This is a genomic window from Nocardia sp. NPDC050717 (assembly GCF_040654275.1).
Taxonomy (GTDB): Bacteria; Actinomycetota; Actinomycetes; order Mycobacteriales; family Mycobacteriaceae; genus Nocardia.
On the sequence record NZ_JBFAHR010000001.1, the window covers coordinates 482,417 to 504,982 of the forward strand.

A 22,566-nucleotide genomic window follows, 5' to 3' on the forward strand; every position below is an offset into this window, starting at 1 on the left:
TTGGACCGGCTGGATTTCGGCGGAAACGGCGAAACTGGTGACGGACGTGGAGACTCTGCGGAGTACTTCCCGCTCTCGCCCGCTCAGCTGGGTATCTGGTACGCGCAGCACGTCGACCCACAGGTGCCGATCAACATCGCCCAGTACGTCGACCTGCGCGGCCCCCTCGACGTGGCGACGCTCGAGCGCGCCAGCTCGGCGGCGGGCGCGGAACAGCAGTCGCCCTTCCTGCGCATCGTCGAGATCGACGGCGAGCCGATGCAGACCGTCGACCTCACCCTCGACGACACCCTGATCTACGTCGACCTGCGCGGCGAGGCCGATCCGGAGGCAGCGGCGGCGGAGTGGATGCGGCGCGAGTACAGCCGTCCGCTCGACATCGTCAACGACCGCCTCGTGCAGGCGGCGGCGCTGCAGCTCGAGGACGAGCGCTGGTACTGGTACGCCCGCGTGCACCACATCGTGCTCGACGGTTTCGGCGCCAACAACTTCGTCAATCGCACGGCACAGCTCTACACCGCGGCCGTCACCGGCACCGAGGCGCCGGCCAGTAAGGCCACCGACCTGCGCACCCTCTACGACTCGGAGATCGCCTACCGCGAGAGCTCCCGGTTCGCGACCGACAAGGCGCACTGGGCCCAGCGCGTCGCCGGACTGGAAGAGGGCAGCAGCCTCACCGGCCGCTCCGCGCCGCCGTCTCCGGTCAACGATGTCACCAGCGCGGCGCTGAGCCCGGCGCAGGACGAGCTGTTCAGCGCGGCCATCGAGCGCCACGACACCACCTCGGCGCCGCTGCTGATCGCGGGCTTCGCCGCGTATCTGGCGCAGATCACCGGCACCTCCGACGTGATCCTGAGCCTGCCCGTCACCGGCCGCACCACGGCCGTGATGCGTCGCTCCGGCGGTGTGACCTCCAACATCGTCCCGCTGCGCCTGCGCGTCGGGCACGACACCACGGTCGCCGAGTTGCTGCGTTCGGTCACCACCGAGGTGTCAGGGGCGCTGCGCCATCAGCGCTACCGGCACGAGGACATCCGCCGTGACGCGGCGGGCGACGGCATGGTCGCCACGGAGTTCTTCGGTCCGTGGGTCAACATCATGCTGTTCGACAACGCGCTTCGCTTCGGCGAGATGGACGGCACCCTCAACGTGCTCTCCACCGGCTCGATCGAAGACCTGGGCGTCAACTTCTATCAGTCGCACGGCGGCACCCGCTCGCACATCGACTTCGAGACCAACCCGAACCTGTACTCGGCGCAGGACGCGCGCACCCACCACGCCCGCTTCCTCGAGTTCTTCGACCGCTTCCTCGCCGCCGCGGCCGAGGCGCCGGTGTGGAGCCTGCCGGTCACCGGCGCCGCCGAGCTGGAGCGCTCGCTGACCGAGTGGAACGACTCGGCGCACGAGGTGCCCGCCACCACGCTGCCCGCGCTGCTGGACGCGCAGATCCCGCGCACCCCGGACAGCATCGCGCTCGACTTCGAGGGCGACACGCTCACCTACGCCGAGTTCGGCGCGAAGGTGAACCGGCTGGCCCGATTCCTGATCGCCGACGGCGTCGGCCCGGAGTCGCTGGTCGCGCTCGGCATGCGCCGCTCGCTGGACCTGGTGATCGGCATGCACGCGGTGCTGAAGGCCGGTGGCGCGTACGTGCCGATCGACCCGGACCATCCGGCCGACCGCACCGCCTACATCCTCGAATCCGCGGCACCGGTCTGCGTGCTCACCACCACCGGTGACGACCTCGACCTGCCCGACACCGTCGCCAGGGTCGAGCTGGACACCCTCGACACCAGCGCGTTCGCCGACACCCCGATCACCGATGCCGAGCGCCTCGCGCCGCTGCGCCCGGACAACACGGCCTACGTGATCTACACCTCGGGCTCGACCGGTCGCCCCAAGGGCGTCGCGGTGACCCATCACGCGATCGTCAACCAAGAGCTGTGGATGCTCGACGAGTACCGGTTGACCGCCGACGACGTCTACCTGCAGAAGACCGCCACCACCTTCGACGTGTCGCTGTGGGGCTACTTCCTGCCGCTCATGGTGGGCGCGAAGCTGGTCATCGCCTCGCCGGACGGCCATCGCGATCCGCTCTACGTCGCGGACATGATCCAGCGGCACGGCGTCACCGTGACGGACTTCGTCCCGTCCATGCTCACGGTGTTCGTCGCGCACGCCACGCAGGCCCAATGCGCAACCCTGCGTGCGGTTTTCGTGATCGGCGAGGCACTGCCGCCGGAGACCGCCGCCGGTCTGCGCGCGATCTCCACCGCCGGTCTGCACAACCTGTACGGCCCGACCGAGGCCGCGGTCTCGGTCACCTACTGGGAGGCCACCGAGGCCGACACCGTGACGGTGCCGATCGGTATCCCCGAGTGGAATGTCGAAGTGTACGTGCTGGATTCGCGGCTGCGCCCCGCCGCGATCGGCGCACCGGGCGAGCTGTATCTGGCGGGCCGTCAGCTGGCCCGATGCTATCGCGGCCGCCCCGACCTGACCTCGGATCGTTTCGTCGCCAACCCGGTCGGCGCGCCGGGCGAACGCATGTACCGCACCGGTGACCTGGTGCGCTGGAACGCCGAGGGCGTCCTAGAGTACATCGGCCGCACCGACTTCCAGGTGAAGTTCCGCGGCCAGCGCATCGAGCTCGGCGAGATCGAGACCGATCTGCTCGCGCATCCCACCCTCAGCCAGGCCGCGGTGCTGGTGGTCGACACCGCCACCGGTCAGCAGCTGGTCGCCTACGTGGTGCCCGCGCCCGGCCAGTCCGCCGATCCGGCGACGCTGACCAGGTTCGTCGCCGAGAAGCTGCCCACCTACATGGTGCCCGCGTCGATCATGGTGCTCGACGCGTTCCCGCTCAACACCTCGGGCAAGCTGGATCGCAAGGCCCTGCCCGAGCCCGTGTTCACCGCCGCCGCAGGCGATTTCCGGGCTCCGCGGACCCCGGCCGAGCAGATCGTGGCAGGCATCTTCGCCGATGTGCTGTCGCAGGAGCGGGTCGGCGCCGACGACAACTTCTTCGAACTCGGCGGCAACTCGCTGGTCGCCACCCAGGTGGTGGCCCGCATCGGCGCCGCCTTCGCCATCCAACTCGGTGTGCGCGCGCTGTTCGAGACCCCGACGGTCGCCGGGCTCGCCGCCCGCGCGGAAGCCGCCGCGCCGTCGGATGTTTCGGCCCGGCCGCCGCTGGTGGCGCTGCCGCATCCGGAGCAGGTGCCGCTGTCGCTGGCGCAGCAGCGGATGTGGTTCATCAACCAGTTCGATCCCACCGCGCCCACCTACAACCTGCCGTTCGTGGTGCGGATGAAGGGCCGCGTCGATGTCGACGCGCTGATCGCCGCGCTCGATGACGTGGTCGTGCGGCAGGAGTCGCTGCGCACGATCTTCCCCGACGCCGACGGCGGCTACCAGCAGGTCCTCGGCGCCGACGAGTTCGATCTCGGCATCACGGTGACCCCGATCGATCAGTCGCTGCTGCACGACGAGCTGATCACCTTCGCCTCCACCGGTTTCGACGTCACCCTGGAACTGCCGATCCGCGTGCGGATCTACCAGGTCACCGGCGGAACCACCAACGGCACACCGGAATTCGCGGTCGCGTTCGTGGTGCACCACATCGCCGCCGACGGCTTCTCCTTCGGGCCGCTGGCCCGCGACGTCGCCACCGCCTACCTGGCCCGCTCGGCCGGCGAGGCGCCGGGCTGGTCGCCGCTGCCGGTGCAGTACCGCGACTACACGCTGTGGCAGCGCGAACTGCTCGGTGCCGAAAGCGATCCGGAGTCGATGGCCGCGCGCCAGCTCGACTACTGGCAGCGCGCGCTGGACGGCCTGCCCGACCAGCTCGACCTGCCCAGCGACCGCCCGCGCCCGCAGCAGCAGAGCTTCCGCGGCGCCCGGGTGGGTTTCGAGATCGACACCGAGACCCACGAGCAGCTGGCCGCGCTGGCCCGCGCGAACGGCGTCACCCTGTTCATGGTCATGCACGCCTCGCTTGCGGTGCTGCTCGCGCGCCTGTCGGGCACCACCGACATCGCCGTCGGCACCCCGATCGCCGGCCGCGGCGAGCAGGCGCTCGACGACCTGATCGGCATGTTCGTCAACACCCTGGTGTTGCGCTCCGACGTCGACCCCACCCAGCCGTTCAGCGAATTCCTCGCCCGCACCCGGGAAACGGACCTGAGCGCGTTCGCCAACGCCGATGTGCCGTTCGAGCGGCTCGTCGACGTGCTCAACCCCTCGCGCTCGCAGGCGCGGCATCCGCTGTTCCAGGTGGTGCTGTCGTTCCAGGAGATGTCGCACGGCACCCTGGAGCTGCCCGGCCTCTCGGTCGACGCGAACGAGGTCGAGGTCGACATGGCCAAGTTCGACCTGCAGTGGACGCTGACCGAGGAGCACACCGGCACCGGCTCGCTGTCGGGCATGACCGGCGTGCTCACCTACGCCGTCGATCTGTTCGACCAGTCGACCGTCGAGGAACTGCTGCTGCGCTGGCGGCGTGTGCTCGACGCGATCCTGGCCGACCCGGCCGTCACCGTCGGCGCCATCGATGTTCTCGACGACGCCGAGCGCGCCGACCTGGTCGCCCGCTACGGCACCCCCGCCGCGGTCGCGCGCACCCTGCCGCAGCTGATGGCCCAGGCCGCCCGCGACACCGAGGCGACCGCCGTCGTGTTCGAGGGGACAGCTGTGTCCTACGGCGAGTTGGATCGCCGCTCGAACCAGTTGGCGCGCTTGCTGATCCAGCAGGGTCTTGGCGCGGAGGACTTCGTCGCCGTCGCGGTGCCGCGCTCGTTCGAGTCGGTGCTTGCGGTGTGGGCGGTGGCCAAGACCGGCGCCGCGTACGTGCCGGTCGACCCGAACTATCCGGCCGACCGCATCGCGCACATGATCACCGATGCCGGTGTTTCCGTTGGTATCACGGTGGCCGCCGAGGCCGCCGAGCTGCCGAACACGGTGAGCTGGCTCGAGATCGACGACATCGACCTGGACCACCTCTCCGACGCCCCGCTGGCGCCGCGCGAGCTGGTGCGCCCGACCGATCCGGCCCAGCCCGCCTACCTGATCTACACCTCCGGTTCCACCGGTGTGCCCAAGGGCGTGGTGGTGACCCATGCCAGCGTCGCCAACTTCTGTGCCGAGCAGATCGACCTGTACTCGCTCGATTCCGACACCCGCGCACTGCATTTCGCCTCGCCGTCGTTCGACGCGTCGGTGCTGGAGATGCTGCTCGCGATCGGTCGCGGCGGCACCCTGGTCGTCGTGCCGCCCGGCGTGTACGGCGGTGAGGAACTGCGCGACATCCTCATCACCGAGGAGGTCACCCACGCCTTCGTCACCCCGGCCGCGCTGGCCACCTTCGACGCGCGCGGCCTCGACCACCTGCGGGTGCTCGCGGCCGGTGGCGAGGCGGTGCCGCCGGAGCTGGTGAGCAAGTGGGCCGTCCCGCTGCCCGACGGCTCGCGCCGCATGCTCGGCAACGTCTACGGTCCGACCGAGACCACCATCGCCTCCAACCTGTCCGAGGGCCTGATCCCCGGCGAGCGGGTCGTCATCGGCGGCCCGATCCGCGGCGTGCACACGCTGATCCTCGACGACCGCCTGCGCCCGGTGCCGGTGGGCGTGGCCGGTGAGCTCTACATCGGCGGCGTCGGCATGGCGCGCGGCTACCACGCCCGCCCCGCGCTCACCTCCGACCGCTTCGTGGCCAACCCGTACGCGCCCGGCCTGCGGATGTACCGCACCGGTGACGTGGTGCGCTGGACCGCCGACCGCAATGTCGAATACGTCGGCCGCTCCGACTTCCAGGTGAAGGTCCGCGGTTTCCGTATCGAGCTGGGCGAGATCGACTCCGCGCTGGCCTCGCACGAGACCGTCGACTTCGCGGTCAGCATCGGGCACAAGAACAAGGGCGGCAGCACCTCGCTGGTGTCCTACGTCGTGGCCGTGCCGGGCCGCTCGATCGACATCGCCGAACTGACCGACCATGTGGCGCAGCGTCTTCCGGCGTACATGGTGCCCTCGTCGATCATGGTGCTCGCCGCTGTCCCGCTGACGGTGAACGGCAAGCTCGATCGCCGCGCGCTGCCCGCGCCGGTGTTCGAGGTACGCGAGTTCCGTGCGCCGACCACCCCGATCGAGCAGATCGTGGCCCAGGTCTTCGCCGACGTGCTCGAGCTCTCGCGCGTCGGTGTCGAGGACGACTTCTTCGAGCTGGGCGGCAACTCGCTGATCGCCACCCAGGTCGCCTCCCGCATCGGCATCGCCCTGGACACCAGGGTTCCGGTGCGCATGCTGTTCGAGGCGCCCACCGTCGCGGCGCTGGCCGCGCGGGTGGAATCGCAGGCCGGTGACGGCGCCCGCAAGGCGCTGGTGGCCAGGGAGCGGCCCGAGCGGGTGCCGCTGTCGCTGGCCCAGCAGCGGATGTGGTTCCTCAACCGCTTCGACACCGCCTCGGCGGTCAACAACATCCCGGTCGCCATCCGCCTGTCCGGCGAGCTCGACGTGGCCGCGCTGCAGGTCGCCGTCATCGACGTGATCGACCGGCACGAGTCGCTGCGCACCGTGTTCCCCGAGTCGGGCAGCGGCCCGGTGCAGGTGGTGCTCGACGCCGCGCAGATCGTCCCCGACCTGACCCCGTACCGGGTCACCGAGGACAACCTCATCGACCACCTGATCGACCTGGCGTCGATGGCCTTCGACGTGACCAGCGAAGTGCCGCTGCACGCACGGCTTTTCGAGATCAGCGAGACCGAGTACGTGCTCGGCATGGTGGTGCACCACATCTCCGCCGACGGCTGGTCGATGGCGCCGCTCTCGCGCGATGTCATCGTCGCCTACGCCGCGCGCACCTCGTGGGAGGCGCCGACCTGGGCAGAATTGCCGGTCCAGTACGCCGATTACGCGCTGTGGCAGCGCGAGGTGCTCGGTTCCGAGGACGACCCGCAGTCGCTGATCTCCTCCGAGATCGACTACTGGACGCGCGAACTCGCCGATCTGCCGGACGAGCTGGTGCTGCCCGCCGATCACCCGCGCCCGCCGGTGGCGACCTACCGCGGCGGCACCTACAGCTTCGTGATCTCCGGTGAGACCCAGCGCGCCCTGGTCGAATTGGGCCGCCGTTACAACGCCTCGCTGTTCATGGTCATGCACAGCGCCCTGGCCGTGCTGCTCGCCAGGGCCAGCGGCACCAGCGACATCGCCATCGGCACCCCGGTCGCAGGCCGCGGTGACCAGGCGCTCGACGACCTGGTCGGCATGTTCGTCAACACCCTGGTGCTGCGTTCGCAGGTCGACGGCGCGACGCCGTTCGCGACCCTGCTCGACCAGGCCCGCGAGACCGACCTGCAGGCGTTCGCGCACGCCGACGTGCCGTTCGAACGGCTCGTCGAGGTGCTCAACCCGCCGCGCTCGCAGGCGCGTCATCCGCTGTTCCAGGTGATGCTGTCGTTCCAGAACAACAAGCAGGCCTCGCTGCAGCTGCCGGGTCTGTCGGTCAGCGGCATCGACTACGACTCCCACCTCGCCAAGTTCGACCTGCAGCTCACGCTCACCGAGGTGCAGGACACCGACGGCGAGGCCGGCGGAATGTCGGCCGAGTTCTCCTACGCGCGTGACCTTTTCGAGGAGTCGACGGTCGCCGCGTTCGCGCGCAGGCTGGACAACATCTTCGCCGCGATCGCCGCCGATCCCGAGGTGGCGGTCGGCGACATCGATCTGCTCGCGCCCGAGGAGCACGCGCAGGTCCTCGTCGACTGGAACGACACCGCGCGTGAGGTGCCGGCGGGCACCCTGGTCTCGCTGTTCGACGCGCAGGTCGAGCGGACCCCCGACGCGGTCGCGCTGGTCTTCGAGCACGAGGAGCTGACCTACCGCGATCTGCAGGAGCGGGCCAACCGCATCGCCCGCAAGCTCATCGCCGACGGCGTCGGCCCCGGCGACCATGTGGCGCTGGCGATCCGGCGTTCCACCGAACTCGTCGTCGCCATGTACGCGGTGCTCCAGACCGGCGCCGCGTACGTGCCGCTGGACCCGGACCAGCCGGCCGACCGCATCGGCCACATCCTCGAGACCGCCGCGCCGAGCCTGGTCCTCACCAGCCGCCGCGACGGGTTCGACGCCGACGGAGTGACCGTCGTCGCGGTCGAGAACATCGAGCTGCCCGCCGATTTCAGCGGCGCGCCGATCGCCGACGCCGACCGGGTCCGTCCGCTGCGGCCCGCCGACACCGCCTACGTGATCTTCACCTCGGGCTCGACCGGCCGGCCCAAGGGCGTGGCCGTCGATCACGCCGCGATCGTCAACCGCCTGCTGTGGATGCAGCACGAGTACCCGATCGACGCCGCCGACGCGGTGCTGCAGAAGACCCCGGCCACCTTCGACGTGTCGGTGTGGGAGTTCTTCTGGCCCTTGCAGACCGGCGCGCGCCTGGTCGTTGCCAAGCCCGACGGCCATCGCGACCCGGTGTACCTGGCGCAGATCATCGCGGAACGCCACATCACCACCGCGCACTTCGTGCCGTCGATGCTGTCGGTGTTCGTGTCCACTCTCGGCAACAACGGCAACGGTGACGCGGTGCGCCTGCGCCAGGTGTTCGCCTCCGGTGAGGCGCTGCCCGCGCCGACCGCGCAGCGCCTGCGCGAACTCACCGGCGCGCGCCTGCACAACCTGTACGGCCCCACCGAGGCCGCGGTCGACGTCACCTACCACGAGGTCGTCGACACCGACGTGGAGTCGGTGCCGATCGGTCGCCCGGTGTGGAACACCAAGGTGTTCGTGCTGGATTCGCGCCTGCACCCGGTGGCCCCCGGGGTCGCGGGTGAGCTGTACCTGGCGGGCGATCAGCTCGCCGTCGGCTACCTGAACCGGGCCGACCTGACCGCCGACCGTTTCGTCGCCAACCCGTACGGCGCCGCCGGTTCGCGCATGTACCGCACCGGTGACCTCGTCACCTGGACCCGCGACGGGGAGCTGAACTACCTGGGCCGCACCGACTTCCAGGTGAAGCTGCGCGGTCTGCGCATCGAGCTCGGCGAGATCGAGGCGACGCTGCTGGCCCAGCCGGGCGTCGCGCAGTCGGTCGTCGTGGTGCGCGGCGACGCGCACGCCGGTGACCAGCTCGTGGGTTATGTGGTGCCCGAAGCGGATTCGAGCATCGACGTCACCGCGGTCAAGGCCGGGCTGGCCGACGAGCTCCCCGCCTACATGGTGCCCGCGGCGCTGGTGGTGCTCGACGAGTTCCCGCTCAACGCCTCCGGCAAGCTCGACCGCAAGGCGCTGCCCGCGCCGGTGTTCGAGGCCAAGGTGTTCCGCGCGCCCTCGACCCCGATCGAGGAGATCGTGGCCGAGATCTTCGCCGATCTGCTCGGCGCCGAGCGCGTCGGCGTCGACGACGACTTCTTCGCCCTCGGCGGCAACTCGCTGGTCGCCACCCAGGTCGCGGCCCGCCTGAGCAAGGCGCTCGACGCCGAGGTCGGCGTGCGCACCCTGTTCGAGGCGCCGACCGTCGGCGCGCTCGCCGCGCGCGTGGAGTCGCACGCGGGCACCGGTGTGCGCGCCGAACTCACCGCACGGCCGCGGCCGGAGCACCCGCCGCTGTCGCTGGCCCAGCAGCGCATGTGGTTCCTCAACCGCTTCGACCTGGGCGACAACGGCGACGCGGGCACCTACAACATCCCGGTCGCGGTCCGCCTGCAGGGCCTGCTCGACCTGCCTGCCCTGCGCGGCGCCGTCGCCGACGTGATCGCCCGGCACGAGTCGCTGCGCACCATCTACCCCTCGCACGACGGCACCGCCTATCAGAAGGTGCTGGCCGCAGCCGTCTCCATTCCCGACGTGGAACTGGTCGAGGCCGACGAGACCGACATGGCGACCTCGCTCTACGAGTTCGCCCGCCGCGGCTTCGACGTCACCGCGCACGCGCCGGTGCGCCTGCGCGTCTACGAGCTGAGCGAGCGCGAACACGTGCTGGTGATGGTGGTCCACCACATCGCCGCCGACGGTTTCTCGCTGCGCCCGCTGGTGCGCGACCTGATGACCGCCTACGTCGCCCGCACCGGCAACGCCGAGCCGGGCTGGCCGCCGCTGGCCATCCAGTACGTCGACTACGCGCTGTGGCAGCGCGAAACCCTCGGCGACGAGACCGATCCCACCTCGCTGATCTCCGAGCAGCTCGACTACTGGCGCGGCGCGCTGGCCGACCTGCCCGACGAGCTGCGCCTCGGCCACAAGTCGCGCCCGGCGCAGGCCACCTACCAGGCGGGCACGCACCGCTTCGAGGTACCGGGCGAGCTGGTCGACGCGCTGAACCGGGTCGCCCACGAGCACGGCACCACGCTGTTCATGGTGGTGCACAGTGCCTTCGCCGCGCTGCTGTCGCGGCTGTCGGGCACCGAGGACATCGCCGTCGGCATCCCGGTGGCCGGTCGTGGCGAGCAGGCACTCGACGACCTGGTCGGCATGTTCGTCAACACCCTGGTGCTGCGCGCGCAGGTCGATCCGGCCGCCCGCTTCACCGAGCTGCTCGGCCGGGTCCGCGAGAACGACCTGGCGGCCTTCGCGCACGCCGACGTGCCGTTCGAACGCCTCGTCGAGGTGCTCAACCCGGCCCGCTCGCAGTCGCGCCACCCGCTGTTCCAGGTGATGCTCTCGTTCCAGAACCTGGGCCGCACCACCCTGGAACTGCCCGGCCTGACCGTCTCCGAGCTCGGCATCGACCAGCACGTGGCCAAGTTCGACCTGCAGCTCGCGCTGAGCGAGGTCCCGGCCGACGACGACAGCCACCTCGACGCCGAACTCGTCTACGCCACCGACCTTTTCGACGCCGGGTACGCCGCGTCCTTCGGCGCGCGCCTGCTGCGCGTGCTGCGGGGCATCGTCGCCGATCCGACGGTCGCCGTCGGTGACATCGAACTGCTCGACGACGCCGAGCGCACCCTCGTGCTCGACCGCTGGAACGACACCGAGTTCGCCGTCGACGCGGCGCTGAGCACCCCGAGCGACGACGATCCGGCCACCCTCAACGCGCTCTTCGAGGCACAGGTCGCGCGCACGCCCGACGCCACCGCGCTCACCTTCGAGGGGACGAGTCTGTCCTATGCCGAGTTCGCGGTCCGCGTGCGCAAGCTGGCGCGCTGGCTCAAGGACGCCGGCGTCGGCCCGGAATCGTATGTGGCCCTTGGTATGCGGCGCTCGATCGACCTGCTGGTCGGTATGTACGCCGTGTCCGCCGCCGGTGGCGCGTACGTGCCGCTGGACCCCGATCACCCGGCCGAGCGCATCGAACACATCCTCGACACCGCACAGCCGGTGTGCGTGCTGACCGCGGGCGAGAGCCTGCCCGCCGCGGGCGGGCGCGAGGTGCGCATCGACCAGCTCGATCTGTCCGGCCAGTCGGCCGAGCCGGTCACCGATGCCGACCGGCATCGCCCGCTGCGTTCGGACAACACCGCCTACGTCATCTTCACCTCGGGTTCGACCGGCCGCCCCAAGGGCGTCGCGGTCAGCCATGCCGCCATCGTCAACCGCCTGGTGTGGATGCACGCCGCCTACGGGCTGGCCGCCGACGACGTGGTGCTGCAGAAGACCCCGGCCACCTTCGACGTGTCGGTGTGGGAGTTCTTCTGGCCGCTGCAGGTCGGTGCGCGCCTGGTGGTGGCCAAGCCGGACGGGCATCGCGACCCGGCCTACCTGGCCCGCCTGATCGCGGCCGAGCAGGTCACCACGGTGCACTTCGTGCCGTCGATGATGGCCGTGTTCGTCACCGAACCCCTTGCCGCCGAATGTGTCTCGCTACGCAACGTGTTCGCCTCCGGCGAGGCGCTGCCCGCGCCGACCGCGCAGCGCCTGCGTGAGCTGACCGGCGCCGCGCTGCACAACCTGTACGGCCCCACCGAGGCCGCCGTCGACGTGACCTACCACGAGGTCACCGACGCCGACACCGACACCGTGCCGATCGGCGCCCCGGTGTTCAACACCCGGCTCTACGTGCTGGACGCGCGCCTGCGGCCCGTTCCGGTGGGTGTCGCGGGTGAGCTGTATCTGGCGGGCGTGCAGCTGGCCCACGGCTACGTCGGCCGCGCCGACCTCACCATGGACCGCTTCGTCGCCGATCCGTTCGCGCCCGGCGAGCGCATGTACCGCACCGGTGACCTCGTCACCTGGACCGCCGACGGCGAGCTGGAATACCTGGGCCGCACCGACTTCCAGGTGAAGCTGCGCGGTCTGCGGATCGAGCTGGGCGAGATCGAGTCCGCGCTCACCGCGCAGCCGTCGATCGCGCAGTCGGTGGTCGTGGTCCGCGCCGACGAGCGCACCGGCGACCAGCTGGTCGCCTACGTCATCCCGGAGTCCGGCGCCACCGTCGACACCGACGCGGTCAAGGCGGCGCTGAGCGCCGAACTGCCGGTGTACATGGTGCCCGCGGCGTTCATGGTGCTGAACGCCTTCCCGCTCAACGCCTCCGGCAAGCTCGACCGCAAGGCGCTGCCCGCGCCGGTGTTCGCCGCGCGCACCTTCCAGGCGCCGGTCACCCCGGTGCAGCAGATCGTCGCCGCCACCTTCGCCGAGGTGCTCGGCGCCGGTCAGGTCGGCCTCGACGACGACTTCTTCGAGCTCGGAGGCAACTCGCTCGTCGCCACCAGGGTCGCCGCGCGCCTGTCCGAGGCGCTCGACACCCAGGTGCCGCTGCGCGCGCTGTTCGAGGCCTCGACCGTGGCCGCGCTCGCCACCCGGGTGGAGACCGCCACCGGCCGCGGCGGGCGCATCCCGCTCGAGCCGCGCCCGCGGCCCGAGCTGGTCCCGCTCTCGCAGGCTCAGCAGCGGATGTGGTTCCTCAACCGCTTCGACCACAACACCGCGGTCAACAACATCCCGGTCGCCATCCGGCTCACCGGTGAACTCGACACGGCCGCACTGGAATCCGCCGTCGCCGACGTGATGGCCAGGCACGAGTCGCTGCGCACCTTCTACCCCGAGGTGGAGGGCGCCGGCTACCAGCAGGTCATGCCGGTCGACGAGGTGCGCTTCGCGCTGCCCCCGCAGCCGGTCGCCGCGAACGAGGTCACCGCGCGGGTCATCGAGCTGGCCACCGTGCATTTCGACGTCACCCGCGAGGTGCCCTTCCGCGCCACCCTGCTCCGCGTGGACGAGCGGACGCATGTGGCCGTGCTGGTCATGCACCACATCAGCGGTGACGGCTTCTCGCTGCGCCCGCTGCTGCGCGACGTGGTGGTGGCCTACACCGAGCGCGTGCGCGGTGAGGTGCCCGCCTGGGCCCCGCTGGAGGTGCAGTACGCCGACTACACGCTGTGGCAGCGCGAGGTCCTCGGCGACGAGTCCGATCCGGAGTCGGTGGCCGCGAGCCAGCTCGGCTACTGGACCGAGCAGCTGCGCGATCTGCCCGATCAGCTCGAGCTGCCCGCCGATCGGCCCCGGCCCGAGATCGCCACCAATGCCGGTGACCTGTACCGCTTCTCGGTCGACGCCCAGCTGCACACGGCGCTGACCGAGATCGCCCGCGCGCACGGCGTCACGCTGTTCATGGTGATGCACGCGGCGCTGGCGACCTGGGCCGCGCGCCTGTCCAACAGCACCGACATCGCGATCGGCACCCCGATCGCGGGCCGTGGCGAGCGCGCGCTCGACGATCTCGTCGGCATGTTCGTCAACACCCTGGTGCTGCGCAGCGAGGTCGATCTCGGCGCGAGCTTCGGCGAGCTGCTCGACCAGGTCCGCAAGGTGGACCTGTCGGCCTTCGCCAACGCCGACGTGCCGTTCGAACGCCTCGTCGACGTGCTCAGCCCCACCCGGTCGCAGGCGCACCACCCGCTGTTCCAGGTGGCGCTGACCTTCGAGGCGGCCACCGCCGCCGACACCGGCACCGTCGCGCTGCCGGGCCTCGACCTCGACGTCGTCGACTTCGACCCGGGCACAGCGAAATTCGACATCCAGCTCACCGTGGGCGAGGCCGCCGACGGCTCGCTGGCCATGTCGTGGAACTACGCCACCGATCTGTTCGACGCCGAGACCGTCGCCGCCTTCGGCGACCGGCTGGTGCGCGTGCTGCGCGGTGTCGCCGAGAACCCGGACGTGATCGTCGGCGACATCGACCTGCTCGGCGAAGCCGAACAGCGCGATGTCGCGCAGCGCTGGGTGTCCTCCGGCGCCGACGCCATCGGCCTGCCGGTGATCCACGACGCCAGCACGCCCGCCGGCTACCGGCGCGGGCTGTTCGGCAACAAGCACACCACGCTCGTCGACCTGTTCGACGCGGCGGCCGCGGCCCACCCGGACCGCATCGCCGCCAAGTTCGGCATGGAGTCGCTGACCTACGCCGAGCTCGACCGGCGCGCGAATGTGCTGGCGCGCAGGCTGATCGCCGACGGCGCCGGACCCGAATCGCTGGTCGCGGTGATCCTGCCGCGCTCGCTCGACCTCGTCGTCGCGCTGCTCGCGGTGGTCAAGACCGGCGCGGGCTACGTGCCCGTCGACCCGACCTACCCGGCCGAGCGCATCGCCTACGTGCTCGAGGACTCCCGGCCGACCAGCGTCGTCCTGGATTCCACGGTGCAGGTGACGGTTCCGGCGCACCTGCCCTCGGTGGTGCTCGACGGCTTCGCCGTGGAAACCGGCAACGTCGAGGACGCCGACGACCTGCCGGTGACCGACGCCGACCGCCTGGCGCCGCTGTCGCCGGACAATGTCGCCTACGTCATCTACACCTCGGGCTCGACCGGCCGCCCCAAGGGCGTCGCGGTGGCGCATCGGAATGTGGTGCGCCTGTTCGCCAACACCGACCGCGACTTCGGCTTCGGCCCGCGCGATGTGTGGACGCTGTTCCACTCCTACGCCTTCGACTTCTCGGTCTGGGAGCTGTGGGGTCCGCTGCTGTTCGGCGGCTCGCTGGTGGTCGTGGACTACTACACCTCGCGCTCGCCCGAGCAGTTCCTGGAACTGCTGCGCGTCGAGCAGGTGACCGTCCTCAACCAGACGCCGTCGGCGTTCTACCAGCTCGCCGAGGCCGACCGGAACGCCGGACCTGGCCTCGCGCCGCTGGCCCTGCGCTACGTGGTCTTCGGTGGTGAGGCGCTCGAGCTGCGCAGGCTGTCGGATTGGGTGGCCAGGCACGGCGACAGCTCGCCGACGCTGGTCAACATGTACGGCATCACCGAGACCACGGTGCATGTGTCGTTCCGGGCGTTGGACGCGAAAACCATTGCCGCCGCGGCCGGTTCGGTCGTCGGCCGGGCCATCGCGGGCCTGAGCGTGTACGTGCTCGACAACCGGCTGCGCCCGGTGCCGGTCGGTGTCGCGGGCGAAATGTACGTCGCCGGACCACAGTTGGCGCGCGGCTACCTCGGCCGCCCCGACCTCACCGCCACCCGCTTCGTCGCCAACCCGCTGGCGGGCCCGAACCAGGCCGGAACCCGGCTGTACCGCTCGGGCGACCTCGCGCGCTGGAACCGCTTCGGCGAACTCGAATACCTCGGCCGCGCCGACGATCAGGTGAAGGTCCGCGGCTTCCGCATCGAGCTCGGTGAGATCGAAGCGGCCGTACTGGCCCAGCCCGGCATCGCCCAGGCCGCGGTCATCGTGCGCGAGGACCAGCCGGGCGATCAGCGCATCGTCGCCTACGTCGTGGCCGACGGCGACGCCCAGCCCGACCTCGAGGTCGTGCGCGCCGGCGCCGCCGAGCAGCTGCCCGCCTACATGGTTCCGGCCGCCCTGGTGCGCCTGGAATGGATCCCGCTGACCGTCAACGGCAAGCTCGACCGCAAGGCGCTGCCCGCGCCCGCGGTGCAGGCCAGGGCCTTCCGCGCGCCGGTCACCCCGGTGCAGGAGACCGTCGCGGCCGTCTTCGCCGATGTGCTCGGCCTGGACCGGGTCGGCGTCGACGACGACTTCTTCGACCTCGGCGGCAACTCGCTCATCGCCACCCGCGTGGTCGCCCGCATCGGCGCCGCGCTCGGCGCCACCGTGCCGGTGCGCGCCCTGTTCGAGGCGTCCTCGGTGGAGGCGCTCGCGGCCAGGGTGGAATCGCACACCGGCGGCACCGCGCGCGCGGCACTGGTCGCCCGCGAGCGCACCGAGGGCGAGCTGGTCCCGCTGTCGTTCGCGCAGCAGCGGATGTGGTTCCTCAACAAGTACGACACCACCTCCGCCGCCTACAACCTGCCGGTCGCGATCCGCCTGACCGGCGACCTCGACACCGAGGCGCTGGCGCTCGCGCTGGCCGACCTGGTGCGCAGGCACGAGTCGCTGCGCACCCGCTACCCCGAGCACGGCGGCACCCCGGTGCAGCAGATCGTTGCCGCCGAACGCATCTCGCTCGACCTGCGCCCGGTCACGGTCGCCACCGACGAGTTGTTCGAGACCGTCACCGAGTTCGTCTCCACCGGTTTCGATGTGGCCGAACAGGTTCCGCTGCGCGCCCGGCTCTTCCGGGTGGACGTGACCGAGCACGTGCTCGTCGTGGTCGTGCACCACATCGCGGCCGACGGCTTCTCGATCGCGCCGCTGACCCGCGACGTGATGCGCGCCTACACCGCGCGGGCCCAGGGCACCGCGCCCGGCTGGGCGCCGCTGCCGGTGCAGTACGCCGACTTCGCCGTCTGGCAGCGCGCCGTCCTCGGCACCGAGGACGACCCGGATTCGCTGATGTCGCGTCAGGTCGGCTACTGGCAGCAGCAGCTGGCCGGCGTCCCCGACGAGCTGACCCTGCCGTTCGACCGGCCCCGCCCGGCCATCGCCTCCCATCGCGGTGCCACCGTGCACCGCGAGCTCGCGCCGGACCTGATCGCCCGGCTCGACGAGGTGGCCCGCCGCCAGGGCGCCTCGCTGTTCATGGTCATGCACACCGCGCTGTCGGTGCTGCTGGCGCGCCTGTCCGGTTCCGACGACATCGCCATCGGCACGCCCATCGCGGGCCGCGGTGAGCAGGCCCTCGACGACCTGGTCGGCATGTTCGTCAACACGCTGGTGCTGCGCACCGGCGTGCGCCCGGCCGAGTCGTTCACCGACCTGCTCGAGCAGACCCGCAAGGCCGACCTCGACGCCTACGGCAATGCCGACGTGCCGTTCGAGCGGCTGGTCGAACTGCTCGCGCCCGAGCGCTCGCAGTCGCGCAACCCGCTGTTCCAGGTGATGCTGGCCTTCCAGAACCTGGACCGCACGACGCTGGAACTGCCTGGCCTGGCCGTGTCGGCGCTCGATCTCGACGAGAGCGTCGCCCGCTTCGACCTGCAGTTCACCCTGTCCGAGCTGGGCGAACCCGGCAGCGGCGGGATGGCGCTTGCCCTGAACTACGCCACCGAACTGTTCGACGAGGCCACCGTCGACGCCATCGCCACCCGCTGGGAGCGGGTGCTCGAGGCCGTCGCCGCCGACGCCTCGGTGCCCGTCGGCGCGATCGACGTCCTCGACTCCGACGAGCGCGCGGATCTGGTGTTCCGGGTCGGCGAGGCGCCGGTGCCCGCGCGCACCCTGCGCTCGTTGCTGGCCGAGGCCGTGGCCCAGAACCCGACCGGCGACGCCGTCGTGTTCCAGGGGACAGCCCTGTCCTACGCCGAGCTCGACGAGCGCTCGAACCGCTTGGCGCGCTTGCTGATCGCCGAGGGCATCGGTGCCGAGGACCTCGTCGCCGTCGGCGTCCCGCGCTCGGCCGACTCGGTGTTCGCCGCCTGGGCCGTCGCCAAGACCGGCGCCGCCTTCGTGCCGGTCGACCCGACCTACCCGGCCGATCGCATCGCGCACATGGTCACCGACTCCGGTTCGCCGCTCGGCCTGACCGTCGCCTCCGTGCGCGCGGGCCTGCCCGAATCGGCGCGCTGGCTGGTGCTCGACGAACTGGATCTGGACGCGTTCGACGGCGGCCCGATCGCGGATTCGGAACTGGTCCGCGCGACCACGCCTGAGCAGCCCGCCTACGTCATCTACACCTCCGGCTCGACCGGCGTGCCCAAGGGCGTCGTCGTCACCCACGCGGGTCTGGCGAACTTCGGCGAGGAGCAGGCCAAGCGCTACGCCCTCGACTCCGACACCCGCGCACTGCATTTCGCCTCGCCCTCGTTCGACGCCTCGATCCTCGAGCTGCTGCTGGCGCTGGCCCGCGGCGGTGCGCTGGTCGTGGTGCCGCCGGGTGTCTACGGCGGTGACGAACTGTCCGAGCTGATCCGCGCCGAGCGGGTCACCCACGCGTTCATCACCCCCGCCGCGCTGGCCACCTTCGACCCGAGCGGCCTGGATTCGCTGCGAGTGCTGGTCGCCGGTGGTGAAGCGGTGCCCGCCGACCTGGTGAGCAAGTGGGCGGTTCCGTTGGCGGACGGCACGACTCGTGCCTTCCACAACGGTTATGGCCCCACCGAGACCACGATCATGACCAACATCAGCACCGCGCTGACGCCGGGCGAGCTGGTCACCATCGGTGGCCCGACCCGCGGCATGCGCTCGCTGATCCTGGACGCCCAGCTCCAGCCCGTCCCGGTGGGTGTCGCGGGTGAGCTCTATCTGTCGGGCATCCAGCTGGCGCGCGGCTACCACGCCCGCGCCGGGCTCACCGCCGACCGGTTCGTCGCCGACCCGTTCGTGCCGGGGGAGCGCATGTACCGCACCGGTGACGTGGTGCGCTGGACCGCCGAGCGCACCGTCGAGTACGTCGGCCGCTCCGACTTCCAGGTGAAGATCCGCGGCTTCCGTATCGAACTGGGCGAGATCGACTCCGCGCTCGCCGCGCACGAGACCGTCGACTTCGCCACCACCCTCGGCCACAAGAGCGCCGCGGGCGCGGTGTCGCTGGTCGCGTATGTGGTCGCGGCGCAGGGCCGTTCGATCGACGTGGCGGAACTGACCGCGCACGTCGAGGATCGTCTGCCCGCCTACATGGTGCCCTCGTCGATCATGGTGATCGACCACGTGCCGCTGACGCCGGTCGGCAAGCTCGACCGCAAGGCGCTGCCGGAACCGGTGTTCGCCACCGAGGTCACCTTCCGCGCCGCGCGCACCTCGCTCGAGCAGACCATCGCCGAGGTCTTCGCCGAGGTCCTCGGCGTGGAGCGGGTCGGCGTCGACGACTCGTTCTTCGCCCTCGGCGGCGACTCGATCGTCTCCATCCAGCTCGTCTCCAGGGCCAAGGCCCGCGGCGTGCTGTTCACCCCGCGCCACGTCTTCGAACAGCGCACCGTCGCCGGCCTGGCAGCGGTCGCCGAAACCGCCGATGTGGCAGCGGCTTCCGCGGTCACCCTGGCCGAGCTGCCCGGCGGCGGCGTCGGTGAGATGCCGCTGACGCCGGTCGTGCGCTTCATGGCCGAGCGGCCCGGCTCGTTCGACCGGTTCAACCAGACCATGGCGCTGGAACTGCCGGTCGGCATCGACCGCGCCGGCATCGCCGCGACGGTCGGCGCGGTCATCGACCGCCACGACATGCTGCGGTCGCGCCTGCGCCGGGTCGACGGCGAGTGGGTCGTCGACACCGCGCCGGTCGGCGCGGTCGACGTCGACGCGCTGATCGACCACAGCACCTTCGACGCGAACGTCACCGATGACGAACTCGTCGAGATCGCCTCCGCCGCACTGGATGCCAGCCTCGACAGGCTCGACCCCGCCACCGGTGTGGTCGTGCGTTTCGTGTGGCTGCAGCCCACCGCGGCCGCCCCCGGCATCTCGCTGCCCGGTGACGACCCGGCCGCCGCCGCCGCGGAATCGCCGGCCGGTGCCAGGTCCGCGCGGGCCGGTCGCCTGATCGTCGTCGCCCACCACCTCGTGGTCGACGGCGTCTCCTGGCGCATCCTGGTGCCGGACTTCGTCGCCGCCTGGGGCCAGCTCTCCGCCGGTCAGCAGCCCGAACTGGTCGCGCCCGCCACCTCGATGCGGGCCTGGGCGCACGCGCTCGCCGACGAGGCCCGCACCCCGGAACGCACCGCCGAACTCGACTTCTGGCGCGAGGTCGTCGCGACCCCGGATCCGCTGCTCACCGAGCGGCCGATGGACCCGGCGGTCGACGTCTCCGGTGTCATCGAGAAGCTGCCGGTCGAGGTGTCCGCCGAGGTCACCAAGGCCCTGCTGACCACTGTCCCGGCGCTGTTCCACGGCGGCGTCAACGACGGCCTGCTCACCGCGCTCGCGCTGGCCGCCGCGAAGTGGCGCGCGACGCGCGCCGCCGGCTCGCCCGGCTCCCGTGGCGCCGCGCGTGCGGACGGCGACGCGTTGCTGGTGCGTCTGGAGGGCCACGGCCGTGAGGAAGAGGTCGCGCCCGGCGCCGATCTCTCCCGCACGGTCGGCTGGTTCACCGCGATCTTCCCGGTCCGGCTCGACCTGGCGGGCATCGACATCGACGCCGCGCTCGCCGGTGGTCCCGCCGTCGGCCAGGCGGTCAAGGCCGTCAAGGAGCAGCTGCTCGCGGTGCCCGACAAGGGCATCGGCTACGGCCTGCTGCGGTACATGAACGCCGACACCGCCGGCGAACTGCCCGCGCTGCTGCCCGGCCAGATCAGCTTCAACTACCTGGGCCGCGTCGCCGACAGCGACGTGCCCGACGCCCTGCGCGGCTTCGGCTGGATCCCCGCGCCCGAGCTGGCCGCCCTCGGCGGCGCCTACGACGCGGACATGCCCGCCATGGCGCCGCTGGACGTGAACGCGATCGTCGTCGGCGACAAGCTCAGCGCCAATATCGGCTACCCGAGCACCCTGCTCGGCGCCGACGAGGTGCGCGAGTTCGCCGACCTGTGGATCGCCGCGCTGGAAGCCGTTGCCCGGCATGCCAACTCGGCCGAGGCGGGCGGGCACACCCCGTCCGACTTCGCGCTGGTGCGCGCCACGCAGCACGACATCGACGGCTGGGAGCGCCGCTACCCCGAGCTGACCCAGGTGTGGCCGCTGGCCGCGCTGCAGGCCGGCCTGTTCTTCCACGCCCGCCTGGCCGCCAGCTCGGTCGACGTCTACACCGCGCAGGCGGTCCTGACGCTGACCGGTCGCGTCGACGCCACTCGTCTGCGCGCCGCCGCCCAGGCCCTGCTCGACCGGCACGAGACCCTGCGCACGGCGTTCGTCACCGACGGTGACGGCAACGCGGTACAGATCGTCCTCGACCACGCCCAGGTCGCCTGGACCGAGCACGATCGCACCGGAACAGGCGAGTTCGCCGACCTCGTCGAGGCCGACCGCAACGCCCGCTTCGACCTGGCCGCGCCGCCGCTGATCCGGTTCACCCTGATCCGGATCGCCGAGCACGAGTGGCGCTTCGTGGTGTCCAACCACCACATCCTGCTCGACGGCTGGTCGACCCCGCTGGTGATGCGCGACCTGCTCGCGCTCTACGCCCTGCACGGCGACGCGAGCGCGCTGCCCGCCGTCCGCTCCTACCGGCACTTCCTGGAATGGGTTGCCCAGCAGGATCATGCGGTGTCGGTGGCGGCGTGGTCCGACGCGCTGCGCGGCGTCACCGAGCCGACCCTGCTGGCCAGGCCCGACGCGAGCCGCGAGATCACGGCCCTGTCCGACGAGTACCTGTTCGACCTGGACGAGCCGACCACGGCCCGCCTGGTCGCGCTGGCCGCCGACCTCGGCGTCACCCCGAACACCGTGCTGCAGGTCGCCTGGTCGATCGTGCTCGGCCGGATGACCGGCCGCGACGACGTGCTGTTCGGCACCACCGTCTCCGGCCGCCCGGCCCAGCTGTCCGGCGTGGAATCCATGGTGGGTCTGTTCATCAACACCGTCCCGGTGCGCGTGCGCTTCGACGCCGCCGAGTCGGTGCGCGAGGTGCTCACCCGCACCCAGGGCGAGCAGGCCGATCTGCTCGACCACCACTACATCGGCCTGGCCGAGATCCAGTCGGCGGCAGGCATCGGTGGCCTGTTCGACTCGCTGGTGGTCTTCGAGTCCTACCCGGTCGACGCCGAGGGCATCAAGGCCCAGGCCGCCGACATCGACGGCATGGCCGTCACCGGCCTGGACGCCGCCGACGCCACGCACTACCCGCTGTCGCTGATCGCCCAGCTCGACACCCAGCTGCGCATCCGCGCCGGCTACCTGAGCGACCTGTTCGACGCCGCCACCGTGCACCGCATCGCCGAGCGCCTGATCCGGGTGCTCACCGCGATCACCGCCGAACCCGGTGTGGCCGTGGGCGATATCGAACTGCTCGACGCCGCCGAGCGCGCGCTCGTCGTGCGCGAGTGGAACGCCACCGCGCACGAGGTGGACCAGCGGGCCACCCTCGTCTCGATGTTCGAGGCGCAGGTGGCGAAGGCTCCGCAGGCCACCGCCCTCTCCTTCGAGGGGACGAGCCTGGCCCACCCGTCGCCCGACCACCACCCCTCATCGAGTCTCCGTGAGACGCTGACGTATTCCGAGTTCGCGCAGCGGGTCTACCAGCTCGCGCGCTGGCTGATCGACCGCGGTGTCGGCCCGGAAACCTATGTGGCCCTCGGCATGCGCCGCTCGATCGACCTGGTTGTCGGCATGTACGCGGTGAGCGTCGCCGGCGGCGCCTACGTGCCGCTCGACCCCGATCATCCGGCCGAGCGCACGGAATACATTCTGGCGACGGCCGATCCGGTGTGTGTGCTC

1 protein-coding gene (running past one end of the window) is annotated in these 22,566 nt (G+C 71.2%); it reads left to right on the top strand.

What is annotated here, in order from left to right:
• Positions 1 to 22,566: the 5' portion of a non-ribosomal peptide synthase/polyketide synthase gene (locus AB0H56_RS02360; RefSeq protein WP_357156255.1), read on the top strand. Its footprint extends 21,408 nt past the window's final position; 22,566 of the gene's 43,974 nt are visible here — the first part of the coding sequence; its start codon is at positions 1 to 3; its stop codon lies beyond the right edge, outside the window.